This is a genomic window from Paenibacillus caseinilyticus, assembly GCF_027533645.1.
In the GTDB taxonomy this organism is placed as follows: Bacteria; Bacillota; Bacilli; order Paenibacillales; family NBRC-103111; genus Paenibacillus_G; species Paenibacillus_G caseinilyticus.
Genome location: NZ_JAQAGY010000020.1, coordinates 117,124 through 140,507 on the forward strand (window position 1 = coordinate 117,124; position 23,384 = coordinate 140,507).

21 protein-coding genes are annotated in these 23,384 nt (G+C 55.0%); 6 read left to right on the forward strand and 15 right to left on the reverse strand.

Annotation, left to right across the window (positions count from 1 at the left end; all coding sequences use genetic code 11):
- Nucleotides 1–13: 13 nt before the first annotated feature.
- The 4 genes from O9H32_RS24640 to O9H32_RS24655 form a co-directional block, all read right to left on the reverse strand.
- Nucleotides 14–1,363, reverse strand: coding sequence for an ABC transporter substrate-binding protein (locus O9H32_RS24640; protein ID WP_406627371.1), 1,350 nt, complete (start codon nucleotides 1,361–1,363; stop codon nucleotides 14–16).
- A gap of 263 nt (nucleotides 1,364–1,626) precedes the next feature.
- Nucleotides 1,627–2,763 (reverse strand): NADH-dependent flavin oxidoreductase, encoded by a 1,137-nt coding sequence (locus O9H32_RS24645; RefSeq protein ID WP_406627372.1) that lies wholly within the window; start codon nucleotides 2,761–2,763, stop codon nucleotides 1,627–1,629.
- Nucleotides 2,764–2,832: 69 nt separating this feature from the next.
- Complete coding sequence (locus tag O9H32_RS24650; RefSeq protein ID WP_269868780.1) at nucleotides 2,833–3,201, reverse strand: hypothetical protein; 369 nt, start codon at nucleotides 3,199–3,201, stop codon at nucleotides 2,833–2,835.
- Nucleotides 3,202–3,831: 630 nt separating this feature from the next.
- Nucleotides 3,832–4,725 carry a hypothetical protein gene (locus tag O9H32_RS24655; RefSeq protein WP_269868781.1) on the reverse strand — a complete coding sequence of 298 codons (894 nt, stop codon included), beginning with the start codon at nucleotides 4,723–4,725 and terminating at the stop codon, nucleotides 3,832–3,834.
- Between the two features lie 399 nt (nucleotides 4,726–5,124).
- Here O9H32_RS24655 and O9H32_RS24660 point away from each other — a divergent pair, with 399 nt between their 5' ends.
- Nucleotides 5,125–5,256, forward strand: a complete 132-nt coding sequence (locus O9H32_RS24660) for a hypothetical protein (protein ID WP_269868782.1) — start codon at nucleotides 5,125–5,127, stop codon at nucleotides 5,254–5,256.
- Nucleotides 5,257–5,659: 403 nt separating this feature from the next.
- On the opposite strand, the gene nudK is transcribed toward O9H32_RS24660, so the two are convergent.
- Both nudK and O9H32_RS24670 read right to left on the reverse strand, forming a co-directional pair.
- Nucleotides 5,660–6,613, reverse strand: coding sequence for a GDP-mannose pyrophosphatase NudK (gene nudK, locus O9H32_RS24665; protein ID WP_269868783.1), 954 nt, complete (start codon nucleotides 6,611–6,613; stop codon nucleotides 5,660–5,662).
- A gap of 43 nt (nucleotides 6,614–6,656) precedes the next feature.
- Nucleotides 6,657–7,859, reverse strand: coding sequence for a MerR family transcriptional regulator (locus O9H32_RS24670; RefSeq protein WP_269868784.1), 1,203 nt, complete (start codon nucleotides 7,857–7,859; stop codon nucleotides 6,657–6,659).
- 146 nt (nucleotides 7,860–8,005) lie between these two features.
- Here O9H32_RS24670 and O9H32_RS24675 point away from each other — a divergent pair, with 146 nt between their 5' ends.
- The 4 genes from O9H32_RS24675 to O9H32_RS24690 all read left to right on the forward strand — a co-directional run bounded on the left by O9H32_RS24675 (nucleotide 8,006) and on the right by O9H32_RS24690 (nucleotide 13,447).
- Complete coding sequence (locus tag O9H32_RS24675; protein ID WP_269868785.1) at nucleotides 8,006–9,010, forward strand: substrate-binding domain-containing protein; 1,005 nt, start codon at nucleotides 8,006–8,008, stop codon at nucleotides 9,008–9,010.
- Nucleotides 9,007–10,464, forward strand: a complete 1,458-nt coding sequence (locus O9H32_RS24680) for a sensor histidine kinase (RefSeq protein WP_269868786.1) — start codon at nucleotides 9,007–9,009, stop codon at nucleotides 10,462–10,464. Before O9H32_RS24675 ends, O9H32_RS24680 begins: the two co-directional genes overlap by 4 nt.
- A complete protein-coding gene (locus O9H32_RS24685) occupies nucleotides 10,439–11,782 on the forward strand; it encodes a response regulator transcription factor (protein WP_269868787.1) in 1,344 nt (447 codons plus the stop codon). The genes O9H32_RS24680 and O9H32_RS24685 overlap by 26 nt, the downstream gene beginning before the upstream one ends.
- 234 nt (nucleotides 11,783–12,016) lie before the next feature.
- A complete protein-coding gene (locus tag O9H32_RS24690) occupies nucleotides 12,017–13,447 on the forward strand; it encodes a sugar porter family MFS transporter (RefSeq protein WP_269868788.1) in 1,431 nt (476 codons plus the stop codon).
- Nucleotides 13,448–13,553: 106 nt separating this feature from the next.
- Here O9H32_RS24690 and O9H32_RS24695 read toward each other — a convergent pair whose 3' ends face one another.
- The 5 genes from O9H32_RS24695 to O9H32_RS24715 all read right to left on the reverse strand — a co-directional run bounded on the left by O9H32_RS24695 (nucleotide 13,554) and on the right by O9H32_RS24715 (nucleotide 18,196).
- Nucleotides 13,554–14,510, reverse strand: coding sequence for a GDSL-type esterase/lipase family protein (locus tag O9H32_RS24695; protein ID WP_269868789.1), 957 nt, complete (start codon nucleotides 14,508–14,510; stop codon nucleotides 13,554–13,556).
- Between the two features lie 267 nt (nucleotides 14,511–14,777).
- On the reverse strand, nucleotides 14,778–15,092 hold the full coding sequence (locus O9H32_RS24700; protein ID WP_269868790.1) for a hypothetical protein: 315 nt from the start codon (nucleotides 15,090–15,092) through the stop codon (nucleotides 14,778–14,780).
- A 555-nt stretch (nucleotides 15,093–15,647) separates the two neighbouring features.
- A complete protein-coding gene (locus tag O9H32_RS24705; RefSeq protein WP_269868791.1) occupies nucleotides 15,648–16,136 on the reverse strand; it encodes a hypothetical protein in 489 nt (162 codons plus the stop codon).
- 139 nt (nucleotides 16,137–16,275) lie between these two features.
- A complete protein-coding gene (locus O9H32_RS24710) occupies nucleotides 16,276–17,265 on the reverse strand; it encodes a quinone oxidoreductase family protein (RefSeq protein WP_319946951.1) in 990 nt (329 codons plus the stop codon).
- A gap of 97 nt (nucleotides 17,266–17,362) precedes the next feature.
- Nucleotides 17,363–18,196 (reverse strand): helix-turn-helix transcriptional regulator, encoded by an 834-nt coding sequence (locus tag O9H32_RS24715; protein ID WP_269868793.1) that lies wholly within the window; start codon nucleotides 18,194–18,196, stop codon nucleotides 17,363–17,365.
- A 240-nt stretch (nucleotides 18,197–18,436) separates the two neighbouring features.
- On the opposite strand from O9H32_RS24715, the gene O9H32_RS24720 reads away from it, so the two are divergent.
- On the forward strand, nucleotides 18,437–18,763 hold the full coding sequence (locus O9H32_RS24720; protein WP_269868794.1) for a YnfA family protein: 327 nt from the start codon (nucleotides 18,437–18,439) through the stop codon (nucleotides 18,761–18,763).
- A gap of 47 nt (nucleotides 18,764–18,810) precedes the next feature.
- Here O9H32_RS24720 and O9H32_RS24725 read toward each other — a convergent pair whose 3' ends face one another.
- The 4 genes from O9H32_RS24725 to O9H32_RS24740 form a co-directional block, all read right to left on the reverse strand.
- Nucleotides 18,811–20,292: a hypothetical protein gene (locus O9H32_RS24725; RefSeq protein ID WP_269868795.1), complete on the reverse strand. Its 1,482-nt coding sequence runs from the start codon at nucleotides 20,290–20,292 to the stop codon at nucleotides 18,811–18,813.
- A 287-nt stretch (nucleotides 20,293–20,579) separates the two neighbouring features.
- A complete protein-coding gene (locus O9H32_RS24730) occupies nucleotides 20,580–21,098 on the reverse strand; it encodes a GNAT family N-acetyltransferase (RefSeq protein WP_269868796.1) in 519 nt (172 codons plus the stop codon).
- Nucleotides 21,099–21,129: 31 nt separating this feature from the next.
- The gene (locus O9H32_RS24735) at nucleotides 21,130–21,582 is read right to left on the reverse strand and encodes a MarR family winged helix-turn-helix transcriptional regulator (protein ID WP_269868797.1); all 453 of its coding nucleotides are present in this window, start codon (nucleotides 21,580–21,582) and stop codon (nucleotides 21,130–21,132) included.
- 987 nt (nucleotides 21,583–22,569) lie between these two features.
- Nucleotides 22,570–23,157 (reverse strand): HD domain-containing protein, encoded by a 588-nt coding sequence (locus O9H32_RS24740; protein ID WP_269868798.1) that lies wholly within the window; start codon nucleotides 23,155–23,157, stop codon nucleotides 22,570–22,572.
- Between the last annotated feature and the right edge of the window lie 227 nt (nucleotides 23,158–23,384).

Genomic DNA, 23,384 nt, shown 5'->3' on the forward strand with positions numbered 1-23,384 from the left:
GTCTTCCGGCCCTTCATGGCTTCATCCCCGCCTTCATCCCCGCTTCTTTGTCGATGATCGCCTGCAGGGCGGCATTGGCCCGGTCCGCCGTCTGACCGATATCCGTCTCGCCGCTCATGATCCGCTGGACGATCTCCCCGACCGCCTCCCTTGCTCCTGCCACATCGCTCGTCGCAGGCCGGTCATGATCCACTCCGTCCCGGATGCTGCCTTGGATCGCTTGAACCAGCTCCGCCGGGAACCCCTTCGTCCCTTCAGGATGCGCCCATACGGAACGGCGGGCCCCCGGGTTGCCCTTCTGCTGAGTGTGGAGCACCGTCTCGCGGCTGGTCGCCCAGGCGATGAAGGCCCAGGCGGCCTCGGGGTCCGGGGTCTTCGGGTTCATCGCGAGTCCCCACGAGGTGATGCTGTATGTCTTCGGCCCCGCGTCTCCGGCCGGGAACGGGGCGTAGCCCACGCTGTCCTCCACCTGGGATTGCGCCGGGTCGAGCACGCTGCGGTAGATCGAATTCGCATCGATGTAGAAAGCGGCCTGCCCGGAGGCGAACAGGCGGCTCGCCTGCGGCCAGGACATATGGATGACCCCAGGCGGCCCATACTCCCGCAGAAGCGTGCCGTAGGAAGTGAACGCCTTGAGCGCTTGGGGGCTGTTAATCGCCGCCCGGCCGTCCACGATAAAGTCGCCCCCTTCCGAATACAGGAAAGAAGAGACCTGGGTCACCAGCGGCGAACGCTGGCCCCTCGCGACGAAGCCATACATGCCGTGCTCCGGATCGTGCAATCTGCGGGCGGCCTCGGTCAGCTCCCCTATGGTCTGCGGTACACGAAGCCCCGCCTTCTCCAGCAGGTCCTTGCGGTAATACAGAATCCCCTGCTCCGTAATAACCGGGATGCCGGCCAGCTTGCCATCCACCGTCGCCGAGCGGATGGCTTGAGCGGAGAAGTCATCGAGGCCATACCCGGCATCCCGGTTCGCATAGTCGTCCAGCGGCTGCAGCCAGCCGCTGCGGTAAAAATATTTGCCCTCCTGCAGGGGACGGTACATGAAAACGTCCGGCTTCTCGGCCCCCGACGTGAATTGCACCGTAAGCTTCTGGGTCAGCTGGTCTTCGAAGTGGGACTGGATGAGCACGCTCATCCCCGTGGCCTCCTCGAATGCCGGCAGAAGCGGCTTGATCTCATCGGCCCACGGGTGGTTGGCGGTGATCAAGGTAAGGCTCTTGCCCTCGAAGGGCCTGGCGGCTCCTCCCGCCGCCTTCTCCTGTGTATCTCCTTCGCAGCCTGCTAAGCCTAGTAATACAAGCACAAGCAAAGCTCCTGCGGCGGCTCCCCGGCGTACCCGGCTTCTGGTGCAACTGGTCATATCCATTCCTCCACTGCCTCTTGCGGCTTCCTCTATTAGATTACTGTACCCTCGGCCCTGCCGAAATAACGAAGACTAAACATCCCTAACAGAGTGTTAATCCCAGCGAAACCAGCAAGCAAGGCCGGGACCTCCGCGGGCCCCTCAGCCAAGGTACTGCCGCCAAAGCCAAAATCCCCATAGGCCTAGGCCTATGGGGATCGCTTATTGGGACTGCCTATGAGACTGCTCTGGGATCTACCCTATGCCCGGATCCGCTTCGCTTAATCGACTACCGGGAACCAGCCCGGCGCATTTACAGCCGCCTGCCAGAGACCATCCGGGATCACAAGCACCGCCTGGTCCCGCTTGCTCAGCGTCGAGCGGATCTCCGCTTCCCGGCCGCCCTCGGTCTTCTCGACCCAGTCGGGCTCCATGATAAGCTCCCGGCCGATCGCTACCAGCGGTACACCTTTCTCCAGCACCTCGGCGGCTTCCTCCGGCCGATGGATGGAGCCTACGCCGATCAGAGGCACCTTGCCGCCGATCCGCTCCTGTACCCACTCGAGACGGGTCTTCGACGCATCGGCGCCGCGGCGCGGCTCCGAGCGGAAGTCCATCAGCGAGATATGCAGGTAGTCCAGTCCTTCTTCCGTCAGGGCGTCCACGAGGACGAACGTATCCTCCATCGTAATGCCCGGCGTCTCGGCCTCTTCCGGCGAGAACCGGTAGCCTACGATGAACGGCTGCTTGGCATGCTCCGCCACGACGCGCTTGACCTCCTGCAGGACCGCCAGCGGGAAGGCCAGACGGGCAGCGGCATCGCCGCCCCAGCGGTCTTCCCTGCGGTTCGAATGCGGAGAGAAGAACTGCTGGATAAGATACCCGTTGGCGCCGTGAATCTCGACGCCGTCATAGCCTGCTTCGATCGCCCGGCGGGTCGTCTCGCCGAAGCCGCGGATGATCGACAGGATCTCTTCCTCGGTCAGAGCCCGCGGCGTCACGCCCGGATTCTGCTCGGCTTCCACCGCGCTTGCGCTGACCACATCCTCATCCGGGACGAGGTTCGGAGGAGCCAGGCGCCCGGCGTGGAAGATCTGCAGGACCGCTCTCGCTCCCTTTCCTTTGATGGTGTCAGCGAGTGACCGCAGGCTCGGAATCATGGCGTCGGAATCGCCGGCGAACTCGCCCGGGAAGCCTTTGCCGTTCGGCGTTACATAGGTGCAGGCTGTAATAACCAGACCTGGGCCGCCCGAGCGGCGGGCGTAATACTCCAGCTCCGACTCGGATACCGTGCCGTCTTCGTTCGAGGCGAAGTTGGTCATCGGCGCCATGACGATGCGGTTCTTGAGCTGCAGGCTTCCGCCCAGTGTATAGGATTCAAACAATCGTTTCAGGTTCGGTTTCACGTTCGGGCTCATTAATTTCATCACTCCGTATCTTGATTGTTGAGGATCACTCGGGGGCATGAACTCGCAGGAGATGCCGTCTCAGCGGGTGAGCGTAGTGGACTCCGGCGAGGAGGAGGCGGCAGGCGGCGCCTTCCGGTCCGGTTCCCGGCCGCCGCTGCCCTCCAGCAGGGAGGACAGCTCCATGAACCAATCGCGGTCCCGGGTCGACAAGGCCAGATCGATGACGCTCCGCACTTCCCCTTCCGCTCCCAGCTTGCTTGCAGGCAGTGGCTTCAACCAGGACTCGCGTACGGCCACACGCTTACCTATCATATCCACTTGATCCGAATTCACCACGTGGATCTTCACGATACGCTCCCACCGGTCGACCGAGTCCACGTAGCCATGAATCAATCCACCCTCAGCCGTTCTTCCTTGCACCCACTGGCCTTCTTCGAATTTCAACATATCCTGCACCGCCCTTCACCGAATAGGGAACGATCCCTTAACTGTAATAATAATAATTACATTTGTGTCAAACCAAAGGGCCGCTTTCCCCGTCGCCCGGGCCTCGGGACCTGCAGGAGAATCATGCCGCGCTTATGACTGTAATATTAATGGATACAGTTATGGATTGTCAAGACGTCCAGCGCCCAGTCGCTGCATTATCTTAAAATTTAGATAATCTTTAGCCATTGTGATGTACGGCGGTGCTATACTGATTTCAACTAGAGTATATCATCCTCCCTGCGAAAGGAAGACACCGTTCCCTTGATCCTCAACAGCTCTTTTTGCATCCGCTACTTTTCCATTATGCTGACCCTGTCCCCGATTCCCGAATCGGATCACTCAGCATGGAGAGCGGGAATTCGATGAGCGTATGGCCGATTGCGATCATGATCGGGCTAGGCATCGCATCCGCCGTCTACTTTGTCCGGCGTGTTCCGCCGGAGCGGGAGGACGTACAGGAGGATCTCGACGACCTTTATTAGAATGCACAGGCGAATAACCCCGCTTATGAACCCTAATCCCCCGCCCAGGTCCCGGACCTGCGGCGGGGTTTCTTTTGGGGCGGTGGAAGGCCTTGCCTCCCTCCGTTCAGTTCACCCGCTGAAGCAGCTTATGAAAGATCAGCGCGCGGGCATCCTTCAGCGTCTTCGCCACGCTCCGCTTCGGCACCCCCATCACTGCGGCCATATAATCGACATACGCCGCTCCCCCGTCCGTCTGCCAGAATGCGGACTCCTCCCGGATCACCTCGGCATATAATCTCGCAATGCCCAGCTTCTTCTCGGAAGGCAGATGCCAGAGGGTCAGCTGCCTGTCCTGCTCTTCGACATTATTGAAGCCCGTCAGCTGCGTCCAGATCCGCTTGATGAAGACGTTGGCCGTCCGGCTCTCATATCCCAGCTTGTCGTACACGTAGCTGAGCATCTGCGCCTCTTCATTGAACTTCGCCTTGCCCCCGGCAAATCGCTGCATGGATTGCTCCCATACCCCGCCGAGCTCTGCCATCACCCTGCGGAACTCTCCGGCATTCGCCGCGAACCACTCCCCTCCGTAGTAGTAAGGAATCCCCGGCAGAGGATGGCCCAGCAGCTCTTCATAGAGCCCCTTCATCTGGCGGCGGCTCAGCCCGTTCATCACGAATTCCGTATCATGGTCGACATCCGCCGTCATCGTCAGCAGCCCGTGGCGCCCGATCGCCTTCTCGATCTCCCCGGCGCTGCGAAGCCAGACACAATCCGAATCGAGCACAAGATAAGGCTCGGTGTCGTCTTCCTCCGCTGCCGCAATGCTCTTCAGGATATCGAAGAGGTAGAACTGGTTCTTCCAGGAGCCGTAATATCCCGGCGGCGTACGGTAGGTCAGCTCCATCCGCACCACTTCCACTCCGAGCCGCTCTCTCAGAAATCCGTTCAAGTCGAACCCGTCGACGCTTGGAATCTCGGAGGCATTGGTGTAGAGCAGATGGCGGGCCGTAGGATTCATACGACGGCTTGTCGCAAAGAATACGGCTACGCATCTCCAGTAGACTTCCTGAAATTTCCGGCTGAATGATCGATGCCCGACTTGGGGATAGTCGCTTTCTTCATGGACTCCATCGCAATAGATCCAGGTGCAAATGTTCATGGCCGCCACCATCCTTTCAGAATGTGAATCAAATTCCTACAAAAGGTGTTTATTTCCTGCCCTTTATCATTTACTCTCTTGGATATTTACCCAATTGGCCTGTCTCAAAAACCCCGAAGCCCGCCTGCCCCCTAGCCTCCCTGTTCCTGGTTCAAAAAAAACTTCCGGCAACCCGTCGCATTCTTTGCATTCGAGGGTAATAAAGTGGTATAACGAACAGCCCCCGAATCGAATCCATCACAAGGAGGATGACGCAGGATGCCCTTGAACTCCGTGTATTGGAATGTGAATTTCCTTATCGCTTTGACGGTCGTGTTCTTTCTGTATGTGCTGATCGAGGGGATCACGTCCCCCGAACCTGAGCCCAGTGAAGATGAGGAGCTGTACTGACCTGTTTGCAGCACATCATCATTTTAAGTAAACCGTCCGGATGCCCGGACGGTCCTTTCGCGTGCCTGTCCCAAACGTTTGTGCGTGGGGAGGGATGGGTATGGGGTTGGCACTTGACTTTAAAAGCGGACGCTACGCTCTTCCACCCATACCCATCCCTTTTACTCTTCTACGCTTACTCCCACTTCTTTCAAGCGATCCGTGATTCGGTATTCACAGCCATGAATACCTTTGTAAACCTCCGGATACCTCTTTCCTCCGCAAGTCTCACAGGCAAACTACGGCGGTACTTCGGAGTCCCCGTCGTCCATGTACGCCGGCTCGTTGCGCCTAGCTTGGCTAGGCGCGCTCATTTAATAAAAAGGGGGCAACCGGCAGCGGTCGCCCTTCTTCGTGTGTCATCTCATCCCACGGCCGGGATCTCACCGAGGCTGCGGTAGACGCTCTTCCCCGCCGCCTCGGCAGCCCTTACCATCTCATCTGCGCCCTCGGACGGCCCGCCGATCCGGAGCACGGCGTCGCAGCAGGACAAGAGCCGCAGGGCCGACGGGTGGAACATCCGGTCCCAGATCGCATCCCCGCGGGTCTGCGAGCCAGCCGTCTCCATCAGCGGCAGTGCCGCCCATTCGCCGAGCAGCGGCAGATGCCCGAGCTCGTAGACGCGCAGAGCCGTCTCGTTCATGGCCCGCAGGTTCGCATCGATCCGCTCCGGATCATCGCCGGTGTTCGAGCGGTACGGCCCGGCGACAAGAATCTGCTGCACCTTGGCAGCCGGCCCGTCCAGCAGCCCTTGAAGCTGCGCATATTGCAGGAGCATGATCGTCTTGGCGTCGCGGATCTCGCCGGATTCGATCATCGCCAGCGCAGCTGCGAACGGAAGCTCCAGCACCTCGATATTCTCCTGCTCCTCGGCCAGCCCCCCGCCGCTGCCGGTCTGCATATGAGGAGCATACTGCGCCGCGTACAGGTGCAGGATCTCCGTCACGGAGCCCGGCGACATATAGGCTTCGCCCAGCTTCCGCACGTTCCTCACCCGGTAGCCCGTCTCTTCCTCCGCTTCCCGGCGGATGCAGTCGTCCGGAGCTTGTCCGTCCAGCAGGCCCGCGCAGGCTTCGATGAGCATGCCGCTCTCGTTGCCGTTGAGATACGTCGGCATCCGGAACTGCCGTGTGAGCACCACCGTGCCCCGGTCCGGATCGTAGAGCAGGATGGCTGCGCCGTTCCCCCTGTCATAAGCTTCCCTCACCTGCGTTTCCCAGGTCCCGTCGCTGCGCTGATACCGGTAGGTCAGCTTTTTTAGCACGTACCAGTTGTCTGAGAGCACTTCTTCCTTCTCGATTGCAATGCGTGGATTCATTCTCTTCCTCTCCTCTGCCCTTCCCAATGGGATTTTCAGGATTTTAGGACTTCACGGCCCAAAAATACCCCGTATCCTTCGTAATATAAATGCTTCCTTCGCGTGCTAAGCGGTGCTGCAGTTCCTCCCGAAACCCCTCCAGGGCGGGGCCGACCAGAAGCTCCTTCGCGTTCATGGGGGTCGAGGTGATATAAGCGATCAGCGGCTCCGCATCGTCCACCAGCAGGTGATCTTCATAGCGGCGGCACCCGACTTCCGCAAAATGCTCCGCAAGAGCACTCTCCCCGTTCTCCAGGTGGAACCGGCCCAGCACCGGGTCCAGCACTTCGATCCGGGGGTCGAACGCCTGCGCCAGCAGCTCCACTTCCCTCAGATGCCGCAGGCTCATGGTGGACGCATACAGGGCGCCTCCCGGCTTCAGCACCCGGTGCATCTGGGCGGCGGCCTGCGCAATGTCCAGCACATGGTACAGCATGTGGTTCGCAATGACGATATCGAATTCTTCTTCGTGAAAAGGAATATCCGCCGCGTCCGCCGCCAGAAACCGAAAGCGCCCCGGTACGTCTTCCAGCCGGGTCCGCGCCTCCTCCAGCATGCCGGGGGAAAGATCCGTCAGCGTCATGCGCCAGGAATCCGGAATGCGCTCCTTATTCCGCAGCCACAGCGTACCATCCCCGCACCCGAGCTCAAGCACCTTGAGGCCCGGAACATCCGGCAGCTGGCCGAAGAACCACCGGTGCCAGCCGGTGCGGTTGGCGCTGAAGGTGTCGTACAGAGAGATCCTCGCCTGCAGCCGCGCGGCGCTCCGGTACTGCTCGCCCCAGTCTTTTTCCGTCTGGACCGTATGGATCAACGCCGTCAGGCCGTCCCAGCCCTCCTCCGCCTCCCCGCGCTCCAGCAGGCCGAGCGCTTCATCGACCGCTTTCGCCACGTACCGTACATGAGCCATCTTCTGGCCTATCAGCTCCTTCTGCATCCGCAGCGAGGCGAGCACATCCTCCCCGGGCAGAATCTCCGCTGACAGAATCTGTGCGATGCCCGTCAGGGGCAGCCCGATATACTTCAGCGTCTGGATGCGCTGCAGCCGGATCAGATCGTCCTTGCCGTACAGCCTGGCCGCCGTCCCGGGATGATGCGCGGGCTTCAGCAGGCCGATCTCGTCGTAATACCGCAGTGTACGCAGCGTCATCCCTGTGCGCCTCGCCATTTGCCCGGTGGTCATATAGGCTTGCTGTGGTTCTTTCATGCTGTGCACCCAGCCTCGCTTTCCCTTCTCCGCTTCCTGACTCCGATTATAGCGGGTGACGTTACGTCACCTGCAAGCTTTATTTTTCGTCTCTTTCCCGCTTTCTTGCTATAATGGGGTCTACTTCGGACGCAAAGGAGAAAGGCATGCTCTCTCGCAAACTGTGGAATCTTGGCATTATCGTTCTGCTTCTCCTGCTGGTCGGCCTGCTCCTGCAGTTCCTGCTGGCTACGCTGCGGATCCGGGAGCTGGCGCTTCCTGCAGACAAGGGGGCGCCAGGCCAAGCCCTCCCGCATGTCGTCCTGATCGCACAGGTACAGGACAATCCCTTCTGGCGGACGATCGAGCGCGGGGCCCGGGAAGCCGCGGAGACCTTCGGCATGGAGCTCGAGTACCGGGGCCCGCTGCGCATTCAACCGCAGGAGCAGATCCGCCTGCTGGAGAAGGCGCTGGCATCCAGGGCTGATGCCGTGCTGATCCAAGGCATCAACGACCCGGCACACCGTGCATTGATCGATAAGGCAATGCTTGAGGGCATCCCCGTCATCACTATCGATGCCGACGAACCGGACAGCCGGCGGCTGGCCTATATCGGCACGGATAACCGGAAGGCGGGCGAGACGATGGGCGAGCTTCTCGCGCGCAAAGCCCGGGGCGAAGGCACCGTCGGCGTGCTGATCGGCAGCCCGCAGGCCTACAGCCAGCAGCTTCGCCTCGCCGGCTTCCGCTCTGTGATATCCCGCTATCCGGAGCTGCGCATCGCCGAAGTGCGCTCCACCGACGTATCCCGCCTGCAGGCGGCGCAGCAGACGGAAGAGCTGCTGGCGCTGTATCCGCAGATGGGCTATCTGGCCGGATTCAGCGCCCTCGACGGTATGGGCGCCCTGGAAGCCGCCAGCCGCCTCCGGCCGCAGGGGCTCGGCATCTTCGCGTTCGACGATCTCCCCGAGACGAAGGAGGCCGTTGCCGCCTGCCGGATCGAATCTACAGTTGTCCAGCAGCCGTATCAGATGGGCTACGGAGCGGTCGCCCTGCTCCATGATTATTTTCAGGGAAGGCCTGTAGCCTCGGAGCACTTCACGGAAGCGGGGGTCTACTCGCGTGAGGCGATTGACTCCGCGGACGCCTCCGCCGGAGGAGCCTGCCCATGACGATCCGCAGAAAGCTGCTGCTGTTCATCCCGCTGCTGGTGCTCCTCATGAATACCGTAACGTACCTTCTCTTCGAGAGCGGCAAGGTCGTACAGATGAGCTACGACGGGCAGATGAACCGCATTCTGCTCTACCAGCAGTCCGTTCAGACCGCCGAAGCGCAAGTAAGCCGGCTCTACACGTACCTGCTCGACCGGGGCGAGCCTGCCGCCGCGGAGCTGGCATCGGCCCGCGAGGATCTCCTTGGAGTCCGCGTCATGCTGGCCGGAGCCTCCTCAGACTCCCCCTTGGCTTCGGGCGTGACCGAATACACGCATCTGCTGGATACGCTGCTGAAGCAGGAGCAAGCGGCCCTCGCCGCCGCCCAGTCGCCTGCCCCCGGCGCAGCCCTGACTCATTATGAAGAGGCGGAGCGGACCGCCGGGTTCATCCGGGAGGAGGGTCTGCGGCTTGTGGATCTCGAGCTCAGCGTCTACCGGCCCGTATTCCGGCAGATCCGGGAAGAGAACGGACGCATCAACCGGCTGGGCGCCGGCATCTTTGCCGTCAACACGCTGCTCAGCATCATGATCGCGGTATGGATCTCCCGCAGCATTACCGGTCCGGTCAGCCGCCTCGTTACCATGGCCGGCGAGATCTCAAGAGGCAATCTGCAGCCCGAACCGCCTCCCCCCACGGGGGACGAGCTCGGGATCTTGTCCGATGCCTTCCAGCGGATGCTGGCCGATCTGGCCGGATTGATCGAGCGCGACAAAGAAAGCCTGGAGAAAGACCGTCTCCTGAAGGAGCTGGAGCTCCAGGCACTGCAGAGCCAGATTCATCCGCACTTCCTGTTCAACACGCTCAATGTACTCTCGAAGCTCGCCCTGCTGGAAGGGGCGGAGCGGACGAGCGATCTCATCGTCTCGATGTCGAATCTGCTCCGGTACAACCTGGGCCGGCTGGACCGCCCGGTGACCCTCCAAGACGAGCTGCAGCATCTGAAGGAATACGTGACGATCCAGCAGGCCCGCTTCCGCGAGAGGGTCCGCTTCGAGCTCGCCGCCGATGAAGCGGCGCTTCAGACCGGGATCCCGGCGCTGACGCTGCAGCCTCTGGTCGAGAATGCCTTCCTGCACGGCATCGCCCATCTGGAGCAGGGGGCCGTGATCCGGCTCGACATCGTACGCACCCCCGCCGGAGTATCGGTCACCGTAGCGGACAACGGGGCAGGCATGGACGAAGCGGTCCGGCAAAGCCTGCTCCGGCTCGAGGGTTCAGAGGGTAAGAAGCATTCCACGGGCCTTGGCACCCGTAATGTATTCAAGCGGCTCGCGCTGTACTACGGCAGGGACGATATGATCGAGATCGATAGCGGGCCCGGACAGGGAACGCGGATCACCCTGCGGATACCCGCAGGAGAAGAGGATGACAAGGAGGAGCCTGCCCATGTACCGACTGATGATTGCCGATGACGAAGCGCTGGAGCGGGAAGGCCTGCAGTGGATTGTGGAGCATAAGATGCCGGGCGTCTTCGAGGTGATTCATGCGGAGAACGGGCGGATAGCGATCGAACGGGCCGAGGAGCACCGCCCGCATATCATCCTGATGGACGTGAATATGCCGGGGATTCAGGGCCTCGAAGCGCTCCGGGAGATCAAACAGCGCCTGCCCGGAGCCAAATTCGTGCTCGTGACGGCGTATGATTATTTCTCTTATGCCCAAGAAGCGCTGTCGCTCGGCGCCAAGGAATACATCGTGAAACCGGCCAAGTGGACGCAGGTTGTGGAGACGCTGCAGTCGCTCGTCCGGGAGCTCGAAGGAGAGAAGCGCCAACGGGCGGAGGAGCTCCGGCTCCGGCACCAGGTATCCCGGCTGCTTCCCCTCGCCGAGAATGAACTGGCCTTGATGATTATGGTCGACCAGGTGGCGGACGCCGACAGCGGGCAGCTGGCGCAGTGGCTCGGGTTCCCGCTGGACGGAGGCTGCGCTCTTGTGGCGGCCTTCCCGGAGAACGTCCACACCAGGGACAAGAAAAAAATCCATGATACCGTCCGTACCTTTGCCAAAAGCAGCGCCCATCCCTGCATCGTCAGTTCCCTCATCGACCGGCATATGGCCCTCTTTCTGCACCAGTCCCCGGATCTTCCGGGGGACCGGCAGAAAGCGGAGACGCAGCGGATCGGCGAGCAGCTCTGCGCCCTGGTGGGGCGCCAGCTGGACCTGCCCGTCTCCGTCGGCATCGGCACGGCCGGGAGGGGGGCCGAGGGGCTGCGCCGCTCCTACTTTCAAGCGGTGCTGGCTTCCGCCTATGAGGGCCCCGATACCCGCATCTGCCGCTTCGACGAACTGCAGCGGGGCGAGCGCGGCCTCCCGGCCTCCACGCAGGAAGAGGCACCGCAGGACTACCCGCTGCACCGTTCCTATGTCGTCTCCGCGCTGCACCGCATCCGGGAAGAACGCGAAGAGCAAACTTTAAGCGTGCTGGACCGGGCGAAGAGCTATATCGAGGAGCACTTCACCGAGGAGCTGTCGCTGGAGGACGTAGCGGACTACGTTCATCTCAACCCCCACTACCTCAGCAAAATCTTCAAGCAGGGCATCGGCGAAACGTTCATCGACTTTCTTACCCGTCTGCGGATCGACAAAGCCAAAGCCCTCATCGCTTCGGATACGCTCAGCTTGAAGGAAGTGTGCTTCGAAGCCGGCTACAAGGACCCGAATTATTTCAGCCGCGTGTTCAAGAAAGTCACGGGCTTCACCCCCACGGAGTACCGGGGTCAGGGACGGTAACCCCCCTGTATGGGGAAGTCCATGCCAAGAAGGCATGGACTTTTTTGTGCTGCCGGAGTGAAATTTGTGCTAGTCCCCGCTCCCGTGACGGATCGTAAATCCCCTAAGTAATTAAGTGCAGGAAGAAGACGGATTAGTGCAGGCGGTTGCCGCCCCGGGGCATTCGGACGGGTGTTATAATCCTCTGGAAGCTTCTCCAAATCGTTGGAGATTCATGGAAAGGGGAGAATAACCGTGTCACTCGTTATCCATCAAGAACCGGAAAGTCAGATAGAAGTCCCTATCGAAGAGCAGCCGCCGGTGGAACAACAAACCGGGCAGCCGAACATGCTGTTCGTCACGCTGGTATCGATCGTCGCCGCCCTCGGAGGCGTATTATTCGGCTTCGATACGGCGGTGGTATCCGGCGCGCTCGGGTTCCTCGAGCAGCGCTTCGACCTCAGCCAAGCCCAGCTCGGTTGGGCCGTCTCCAGCATTATCATCGGCTGCATCGCGGGCTCGGCCTTCTCCGGCACGCTCGGCGACAGGTTCGGACGCAAGAAGGTGCTCATCACCGCTGCCCTCCTCTTCATCGGAGGCACCGTCGGGTCCGCTCTTCCGGATACGTTCGACGGGTACATTATCGCCCGGATCATCGGCGGAATCGGGATCGGCATTACGTCGGCCCTCTGCCCGCTGTATAACGCGGAGATCGCCCCGGCCAAGTACCGCGGGCGGCTGGTCGCTTTGAACCAGCTCGCCATCGTGACGGGTATCTTCCTCGTCTACTTCGTCAACTCCTGGATCGCCGGCTATGGCGACGACGCTTGGGACGTCTCGACCGCCTGGCGCTGGATGTTCGGCGCCGGCGCCGTTCCGGGCCTGCTGTTCCTCGTTCTTCTGTTCTTCGTTCCGGAGAGCCCCCGCTGGCTGATCAAGCAAGGACGGCCTCAGGAGGCGCTGACCACCCTGCTGAAAATCCACGGCGAAGAGCTGGCCCGGCAGGAGGTGCTCGCGATCAAGGCTTCGTCCAAGGAGGAAACCGGCAGCCTCCGGCAGCTCTTCCTGCCCGGTGCGAGAGCAGCCTTGTTCATCGGGGTCGTCCTCGCGGTTCTGCAGCAGATTACGGGCATCAACGCCATCATGTATTACGCGCCGATTATCTTCAAGGAAGCCGGCACCGGCACGGATGCCTCGCTGGTTCAGACCATCCTGATCGGCTTCGTCAATCTGCTCTTCACCATGCTGTCGCTGTGGCTCGTCGACAAAGTGGGCCGCAAAGTGCTGCTTCTGGTCGGCTCCGCTTCGATGACGGTCTGCCTGACGGTCATCGGTTTCGCGTTCCAGACCGGCCATACGTCCGGGCCGCTTGTACTGATCTTCATTCTGCTCTATGTCGCCTCCTTCGCGGTCTCGCTAGGCGCGGTGCTCTGGGTCGTGCTCTCCGAGATCTTCCCAAGCCGCATCCGGGGCAGGGCCATGGCGATCGGCACGATGGCGCTGTGGGTGGCGGATTATGCCGTCTCTCACTCCTTCCCCCCGCTGCTCGCTGCCGCAGGTGCGGCACCGACCTTCTGGCTGTTCGCCGTCATGTCTCTCGTTACCTTCCTCTTCACCTGGCGCTCCATTCCCGAGACGAAGGGCAAGTCGCTCGAAGAGATCGAATCGATGTGGGCCGTGAAGTAATTCCGCCGCTGCAGGCCCAAGGGCCAGCAGACCACCCGCTCATCGCAAAGAACGCCTCCGGATCCGGAGGCGTTCTTTGGGTTATCCTTTTGCCTTCTGCACACGCTTAGGAGCGCTTGCCGTATACATAATCGAGCAGCAGGTTGCCCCAGATGGCGTATCCCTTATCGTTCGGATGCGCATCGTCCGCGAGCAGATCATTCAGCTCCAGACCGGACTTCTTCATCTCCTCGATGTAAGGGTGATAAATATCAAAGTAAGTCCAGCCGTTATCCTGGATGAACGCCCCTACCTGGTTGACGTAATCTTCATAGGTCAAACCCTGGCTGTTGGGATACGTCTTCTTGATCGGATTGGCCGAGGTCAAGACGACCCGGGTGTTCGGCATCTTCGTCTGGATCTGTTTCATGAGTTCCTTGATGTTGCTCTTGGTTTGTTCGATGGGAAGGTTGGCCCCGTAGTCGTTGATGAGGCAGGTTTCGAAGAAGAGCAGATCCAGCTTCTGCTTCGCAATGACGTCGGTTTTCTTCTCCTTGAGCAGGAGGGCCGTGGAATATCCGCCGAAGCCGGTATTCTCATAACGGACCGTACCGGAACCGATGTCCTTATTGAAGCGGTCGAACACCATGTACGACCACGTTTTGTCGGGTCCCGAAGAACCTGCTCCTACTGTAACGCTGCTGCCCAGGGTGCCGAAGACGACCTTACTCTTGTCCGCTTTATGGGTTGCGGCGAGATCCTTCGTATACTGATAGAGCGTACCCAGTTCTTTTCCGAGCGCGGGCGCAAGGTCCGGAGTACGGACCAGCATATCTACCGAGTACGTGCCGGGCTTCCACTGAATCTTCGATTGCTCTGCCCCCAGCGCTTGCGAGATCGCCCGCAGCGGAAGCATTGTGGTGCCGTCGATAATCTGCGCAGGAACTTCGCTGACGACTTCTTTTCCATTGACCGTGACCTTCACGATCGGGTTCCCTTTATAATCACCGTTCATACCCGCTCCGCTGGCCACTCCGGCCGCGAAGACCAATATTCCGACTGCCATCAGGCTGACTTTTTTCATATCCATTAGTCCCCTTGCTGTCTTTATGTATGCCATAGTTCATCTTAACTTTGGAAGGAATTCCTGTCCATCCCCATATATTCCTATTTTTTACGACAAAAAACGCCCCCAGTCGGGGCGCTCATCCGCAGCGCTTCTCATAGCGTTCGCCGGTGTTCATGGTTTATACGCGCCCATAACGAAACGCCTCGTTTGCGCATGAGCGCAAAGAGACGCTTGCCTGGTTCCTATCCCTTTTCGCTTCCGAAAAGGTCCGGTGTCCGTGAATTAATTTTTTTCCTGCACCGCTTTGAACACGTTATCCAGCTTGCCGTCGCCGATCCGTTTCTTGAGCGGCACCTTGATATCGGTCCCGAGCTCCCGGAAGAACGCCTCCACATTACAGTCGATGTTCGACAGCTCGATCTTCAGTACCCCATCGTCCACAATGCTTTGATTGGCTTCCGAAGAAACAAATACATCCACGGCATACTTCTTCGTGAGCGTGTTCATGTATCTTCTGAAGATTTCCAGAAGCTCGTCGTTGTTGAAGTTGGCGATGGCCGCCTGTCCCTTGTTCGTAAAGTTAAGATTTATCTTCATTCTTGTTTTCTCCCTCTTTCCCGGCATCCCCGAAGGAGTGGAAGCCGTTTCCTAAACTGTAGTCTGTATGAATCTATCTCTCTGCGGGTCCCCTGTTGTATAAATAAATCCGATTAACTTCCCTTCCACTAAGTAGTATGCCCTGGACCGTTACTCCTATCTTACCTTAAATTTGGCATCTTACCTAATACTAATTCCTGCTTTCCCTAAAAATCTCCGTTTGCCGCTGTGCCGTCCCGCATTTTCCGCATCCCTAAGAGGGCGCAGGCCGGCGCCGCAGGCTGCCTATATCCATCAAAAAAGGCAGGCCGACTAGGCAGCATGCCTCTTCTCTCAGTCCCAATCGTAACGCCCTTCCATTGGTCTACCTAACAGATATTTTATGATAAAACTTCAGCCGTCATTCCAAAATTACCATGTCATTCTTTACCTGATCCCATACAGGTCAAGTTACCAAAAACACCGCTTCCTCAGGGGCCGCAGTGGCGTGTGGAAGGCGGTGCTTTGGGATTGACCGAACGGTTCAGCGCTCAAGCCCTGCCGGAATTCCCAGCCCTAGCTTACTGCTTCCGTCATTCCTTTTGGTTTAACGAATTTTGCGAATACATACCGGACAAGCGGTCCGACAATGATCAGCTGTAGCGGAAGAGCAAAAATGAAATTTTTGAATACTAAGGAAAAGTAACTTCCAAGCAAGGACTGTCCCGTCAGCTTGTCTGAGAAGTAAGCCGTCCCCAATCCGTAAAGCGACATACAGAGCACCATGCCGCAGACCATACAAAAGGCCAGGGATAAAATGACAAGCACCTTCTTGGACTTGTCATACGGTAATGAAAAAGCAATCTTCTTCGCCACGGGACCGACAATACATAGCTCCAATAAGGATGCAAGTATAAAGACCAGAATCAGTTGAAGAAGTATTTCTTTCACGGACAGGGTGCCGATCAATCCATTCGTAAATAAGTTGTAAGACATCATCCCCAATACCATCCCACCGCACATCATCAATCCAAAATAAAATTCTTCTCTCTTCGTTGCCGGCAAGCTCCATCATCCTTTCTGTTTACCTTTGTTATTATAGAGATAGCGCCACCCTCCTCATAAGTGAACAGTCTGTGAACAATTAGAACAGGTATGTTGTTCCATAACATAAAAAGCCGCCGATCGTGCCGGCAGCCTCCGCTTATATTTTCAAAACCAATTTCCCGACCGTGTTCCTCTCTTCCAATAAAGAAAGAGCTTCTGCAGCATGCTCCAGAGGATATACGCCTTGAATCTCCGCATGGATCTCTTTTCTTGCCAGCATACCTAGTGCTTCCCGCGCCGCTTTCCCGGTCTCCACCGGGTTGCTGTCGCTGTATCCGCCTAAGGTAAAGCCCGCAAACTGATGGTTGGAAAACCAGATTTGATTAAAAGAATGGTTAACATCCTCATCCCCGCTGGCATTACCCACTACAACCAGCTGTCCGAGCGGGCGAAGAACCTCTAAGCTTTGCTTGCGCAGATTGCCTCCCACCGGATCAAAGACGGCATGAACGCCTTTTTGTCCGGTTGCCCGCAGGGTCTGCTCCACAAAATCGGATCGGACAAATAATTCGTCATATCCGAGGGATTCGGCCAGCTTTGTTTTGCCGGCGCTTCCGACGGTTCCGAGCACCTTGCCTGCTCCCAGACGCTTCGCCACCTGCCCCAAGAAGCTGCCCAGCCCGCCAACCGCCGCATGAACGAGGACGTTGTCACCCGTTCTCATTCTATACACGTCTTTAAGCGCCAGATAAGCGGTGGTCAGATTGACTATGGAGGCGGCCGCCGTCGCTAAGTCGAGCTCGGCTCCTAACTGATCTAACGGAACCGTCAGATCCGGCCGCACATTCGCCATGGATGCAAACCCGTTGAGATCATGCAGCGTCATCGAAGCAACGGGTTGACCCACATGGAAACCCTCTACGCCTTCCCCGATAGCACGCACGTATCCCGATACTTCCAAGCCGGGAGTCAGCGGCATCGGAAAAGCGGACTGGAATTCGCCGCGGCTCAGCAATACTTCAAAATAGCCTACTCCGGCGTAAGCAACGTCAATGGTCAGCATACCGGGGGCCGGCTCCAAATCCGGCTTCTCCCTCAGCTGCAGATTTGCAGGTCCTCCTGGTCGATCGATAATCATAGCTCTCAATGTCGATACCCTCCTTGAACTCTTGAATAAGTTCATTATATTCGGCATTCAAGGAGGCAGCCTGTTGGCAGTGATACAGGTATTCGGACTAACAGGCTTATGCCCGAATCCCTGCTAATTTCAGTTCGGTATCGGTGCCCGCGATGGGCGTAAATACACAACAGTGGAAACCCGGATTCCCATTAAGATGAGAAAAGGAGATTAACTCGAAGAATAATCGGCCTGCGCCGGGATGGTCAAAGGTGTATAGTATGGCTTTCTTGTGCTGAACCTCGTGCCTGCGCCATAGGGCCTGGAACTCTTCACTTTCCTCGCTCAGCTCCCTTACGAATTGCTCGAACCAAGGATCGCCCGCTTGCTGATCATAATTAGAGCGAAATACCCCAAGTGTATAATCGGCGAATTCCTTCCAATTCACCAACTGCTTGCGCAGGCTGGGGTCCATCCATACTAACCGTGTCATCACGCGCTTCGCGGCAGGAACTTCATCAAAATCTACAATAATCTCGGAAGCCATCCGATTGAACGCCAACACTTCAGTCCGAGTGTTCGCGATAATTGCAGGATAGTGCAATTGATCGATAATGTTCTGAAGCGCTGGATTCATGTCCTCAACTTGTGGACGAGCGTCCCCTTCTCCGCCGTAGTTGGCCAAATGAAGCAGATGAAGATGTTCTTCAGGAGACAGCTGCAAGGCTCTGCCGATACTCTCAATGACTTCCCTGGAGGTGGTGGTGACTCTGCCTTGTTCCAGCCAGGTATACCAAGTGATGCTTACTCCCGCGAGATGAGCTACCTCCTCCCTGCGCAATCCCGGCGTTCTTCTTCTCCCGAAGCGGCCGACAATGTCGGCAGGATCCGGTTTCATCCGTTCGCGGCGGGATTTCAAATAGCTTCCGAGTATTTTGGGTTTTTCGTTTCCCAAAGCCATCCGACAACCTCCTTTCGGCTGCTTTCCAATTTCCGTCCATCATTGCGTGAACCCCTATAGTTGTAGTTTATCATGGTTATATTCGATTGAATATCCGTTCGCAGGAAAGCCTTCGCTTAGCTCTTATCCTACCAAGACCTGCAAGCCAATCCCCTTTCTTCGTTTACATCGCCCTCCCCTAAGAGCTATACTTCGCTTGGAGAAGATAGAAAAGTCGGACTCGTATTAGGGGGATACTCTGTGTTGTTCGCTGTATTTATTTTTGTGCTTGCCGGTCTTGCGGAAATAGGCGGGGGGTATATGGTCTGGCTGTGGCTCCGTGAATCCAAACCACTTTGGTATGGCATTGTCGGAAGTCTCATTCTTATTTTGTATGGCATCATCCCAACATTACAAAGCTTTCCGTCCTTCGGGCGCGTCTACGCTGCTTACGGAGGCGTATTTGTTATTCTTGCTGTGCTATGGGGCTTGCTTGTCGATAAGAAGACACCCGATATGTACGATTGGATCGGGGCCGCGATCTGTATTATAGGTGTATCTGTTATCCTGTGGGCACCAAGAAGTTAATCGCCTGAGAATTAGGCAGACCCGGTGCCTGGGACCGAAGCCGGATCTTACTCCTTGGCTAAGCTCGTCACATACAAGTGTCCTACATTCATGTACCCCTGGCCACGCGGAGTAGGTACCGTTTTGAGGATTTGAATGGAGTACAAACCGTTCCCTTGATCCAAAGAAAGAGGCAGCTCAAACGCTCCTCCTGCATCGATTTCGATATCCTGCATTTCTTTTTTAACGTCCTGAAATCCTTTGCCTTCCGACCATTTCCTTACCTGTACGTAGAACCCGTGTGCGGCTTTCCCCGTCAGGATCAAGTTTGGATCTTGGGTTCGAATATAGCCGTGTTGATTTCCGTCCAAACTAAAATTAGCGATGTCGATCTCAAGAGGAAGGGAATCAAAATTGGCATTTACGTCGTATGCAGCTCTATAGAGGACACGCTCGCCCATGTTGACTATTTCTGTGATGTGATTAGTCCCTACAGTCAATGCAATGGGTAATTCAAAGGGTGCCACGACTTTACCTTGATATTTCTCAAGATGATAACCTAAGCTCAGCGCTCCCCCATTTCCAATGACTCCTGAATTATCCAAAGATAAACCAAGCGTACTGGAGAACGTGTAAGGAAATGGCCCGGGATCGAGCACGGTCAGATGCACGGGCAGCTGGTCTCCATGCACCTCCTGAGGAAGTCCGTAATCTTTCACCAGATAATGGTCATAGCGGAGATCCAGGCGGCGGTTCGTCTGGTCCCATAAGCCGACGTATCCGAACAGTCGCTCCATGTCTGTTGAAAACAAATGAAGTTTTCCATTTTTCATTAGGGGCGCCCGGTATAACTGGATCGTTTTCACCCTCTGTCCGCCCCAATAGGTACCGACCTGATTACTGCCTGGACTGATGTGAAAGGAGTACAGTCCCTCATCCACGGAGATGTTTACGCCATCCCTGGTTATTTGGTATCCGAATGCATCTGCAAAGTACGGCAGCTCGAAAAACGGCAGCCCCTCTTCCACAAATCCGATCTGTTTGTCTCCAAGATATTGCCCGTCGTCTTTAAACTGAATGGTCATGGCGATATTCTGATCTCGTTCAAGCTTTATATTCGATTCAGGCAGTCCAACCGCGCTTGGTTCAGCATCATTTGAGTCAAGTGAGGGGGTATACCGGATTTGCCGCTTGGCCTCATCCCACTTCAATTCTCCGAAGGGTTCCAAATCGTTCAGCAGGAGGGCTGTCGTTCCTTCAATATTGTATGAGCGAAGGGGGCGATTCTCGTAAAAGACTTCAATATCCGTTGACAGCACGTTCTTCCAATGTGCCCCTGAAGAAGGTTGGAGGGATTGTTCGTCATTCAGCACAGCGACTCCCTGTATCTCTTGATTGGCGGCTGGCACAATATTCAGCACTCGTTCTATAGGTGACCAAGCTACCTCAAAGCCATAGTAACGCAAGTTCTCTGCCGTCACGGCCGTATAGCCATCTATGTTCATTGAGGGAATCTGCTTGCCATTGACATAAGCTTCAATATCCGTCATCTTTACTTCTCCGATGATCTCCCCCACTGGCCTTTCCTTGGCCAACAACACGGAGTTCCAGCTCAACAGGAGTATAACGACCATCCCTAAAGACACCCAACGTATCAAGCTTATCACGTCTCCGTTCATTATGGTAAATTAACCCATTCTTTTAACGTTGGTAACTCGAGGTTTGTTGCGCTAAGCTGCCCTTAACGTAATGAAGCCGCCGATCGTGTGCCGGCAGCTTCGTCCTGACTGTGAATAGATATTGTTCTCCGTTCGTGGAGTGTCAGTACAGTGCAATGTTAGAGGAGTGTTCTGGTCATTATAAAATCGATTTGTTCTTCATCACCCATATAGAAAGAGTGGGCTCCTGTTTGGACAAACCCCATTTTTTTATAAAAGGCAATAGCATTTTCATTTTTTTCCCATACGCCTAGCCAGATTTTCTTTTTTTCATGGTCTATTGCAACTTCTATAGCTTTATTTAGCAGATATTTTCCAAGCCCATGTTTTTGAAATTTGTTTTTAATATATATCCTTTCGATTTCAAGTGATTCAACGCCCATTTCTTCAGACTGAGCATCATCGGTATTGACCTTTAAATATCCAGCCACTTCATCATTAAAATAAACAAAAAAGAATTGCGAAAAAGGATCGGACAATTCTTTTTCTACTTGTTTTAAATGAAAAGCCTTTTCCAAATAAGCATTCATATTTTCGGGTGAATTCTGATGGTGAAATGTCTCATTAAATGTTTCATAACTAACTTCTTGAAGCTGGCGTGAATCTTCAAGGGTACACTTTTTTATTGTTGCAGTCATTTAAAATTGTCGCTCCTTTTATTTTACATACTCAATAATTTCTCTCGTTTCCCTTTTTCACAAATTCCCAGTCTTTTTCTATATTTTTTCTTATTCTTTGAAGAAGATGGAAGGTGGTTTCTACTTCGCTTTCGGAAAATCCTTCTAATGCAACGGTATTGGAATACTCATTTTCTCTTTTAATAAAAGGATAAACCTTCTCCCCCTTCTCCGTTGGAAAAAGTTTTTTGATTTTTTTGTTATAGGTATCTTGTTTCTTTTCAATAAAACCATTTATTTCAAGTTTTTGTATAGCACGCGCTGCTGTTGTTCTGTCTACTTTTATCATCTCAGCTAACTTTTCTTGAATGATTCCCGGGTTTTCACATATTCGCACAAGGTACAAATACTGTCCCTTTGTAAGCTCATATTCTTTAAATTCTATATTGCTTATAGAATCCAATGCCCTGGCTATCATTCCAATTTCACGAAGAATTTCCTTCATAATTGCCTCCTTAGCACGGATTTTTATTGCACTTGCAACAAAAAAATATCCGTGAATTAAATTTAACTCATCTTTATTGCATTTGCAACAAAAAAAACATCGAATACGAGGTCCCATAAAAGGACCAAGCGTACCATCGAAGCCGGATTTCAAGCGATTATTTGTTTTTCGTAAAAACAAGAAAATTAATTAACGATAATATACCTACCACAATTAACATAATAGACGATAGAGAATCGCCACCGATTGATAATTCATCGGAAAGGACCCCTTCCAACCCCTCCTGTTATTCGACCTTGCCGACAGGCCTGATTCTAAGACGCATGGTTATCGACCATTATCTGTCTGGGGTATTTCACCATAAATCTAGTGGCCGAGTTCGCTTATAACCAAAATATCCTGCCGTTATCGCAATAAAGGCAGCCGATCATTTGCTTTTGGGCCGGCTGCCGCGGTGTCTTTATTTAGCTATCGTATCTCTTTTTTTTGTTTTTCGGCTCTCAACCATATAATAAGCGAGACCATACTGGACATTATCGCAATGGACAAGGCAGGAATGAACAGCGTACTGTGGAACGTATTTTTAAAAGGATTGAGTATAGCAAACATGAACCCTGTAAAGCTTATTAGATTCAGAATAGCTTGGATGAGTCCATCACTTTTCCACGTCATAGTAAAACTAAATAATAAACTTAATACTCCCGCTGTCACTACCAGCCATTGCACCCGAATCACCTCCCCCATTAATATTACCACATATTGGAACTTCCCTGCTATTACTATAACCCAGCCATAGTTGTTGCAGGGGAAATCCCCTAATCGCTACCCCTTACTTCAATGGCACTGTTGGTAGCCCGGCAAGCCGTAAATCACCAAGTAACTCTTCAAGTGACAGATTCAGTATAGTGCGGGTTTGAAAAGGGTACCACCCTCCATATCGAATATTATCGCCGGCTGCATCGTGCTCTCCTCCCTACCATTACCTGTTCACTCTGAGAATCTGGAAGCATTGATCATTTTATCAAGCCCCCAATGCAGCAACCGGTCCGAAAGAGTTCCAGGCTTTCTTTTAGCATCATTTACAATCACTTCGGTGAATGCCTTTTTAAAACCTAACCGAGGATATGCTTCCAAAATTTCTTGAACTCTTTCAGACGACAGGTCCTGTATATCAAAATGTCCGACATCAAACCCTGCCCCAAAATGGACTAATGCGATTTCTGGACTTTTTGATTCTGCTTCTACAGTGGTATGCAAAAGTATAGCTTCACGAACGATATCCATCTTTTCCTTTGGATAATGGTGGGTAAGAAGAAATTCCTCAGCAGCAGCGGCTCCATCCAGCTCGAATGAACATCCATGGTCACATGAATGAGTGAGTCCCAAATCATGCATGATTGCTCCAATATAAAATAATTCCAAATCCACCTTCATACGCTCACGCTGGCCTAACAGCCCACCAAAATGATATGTACGACCACAATGGTTGAAGAGAAAATCAGGTGACAGCTCTTTAACAAGATGGGTCGCTTTTTGACATATTGCCGAATCAGGAATTACAAGTTGATAACTCATTTTCATCCTCCCTTAGTAAACATAAAAAAGATACCTTTCGGTATCTTTAGGCTAACATGTTTCACTTGCAAAGAAAATGCTACTTTATATCTAACTCTTAACATCACTAGCGTTGCATAAATAAATTCAGAATATTGAGATTTAAGAGACAACAAAAAAAATCCTTTATAATGGAATGGTCAGGTAGTTACTGTCCAAAATCCACTAAAAAGGATCCTCTCATGGAC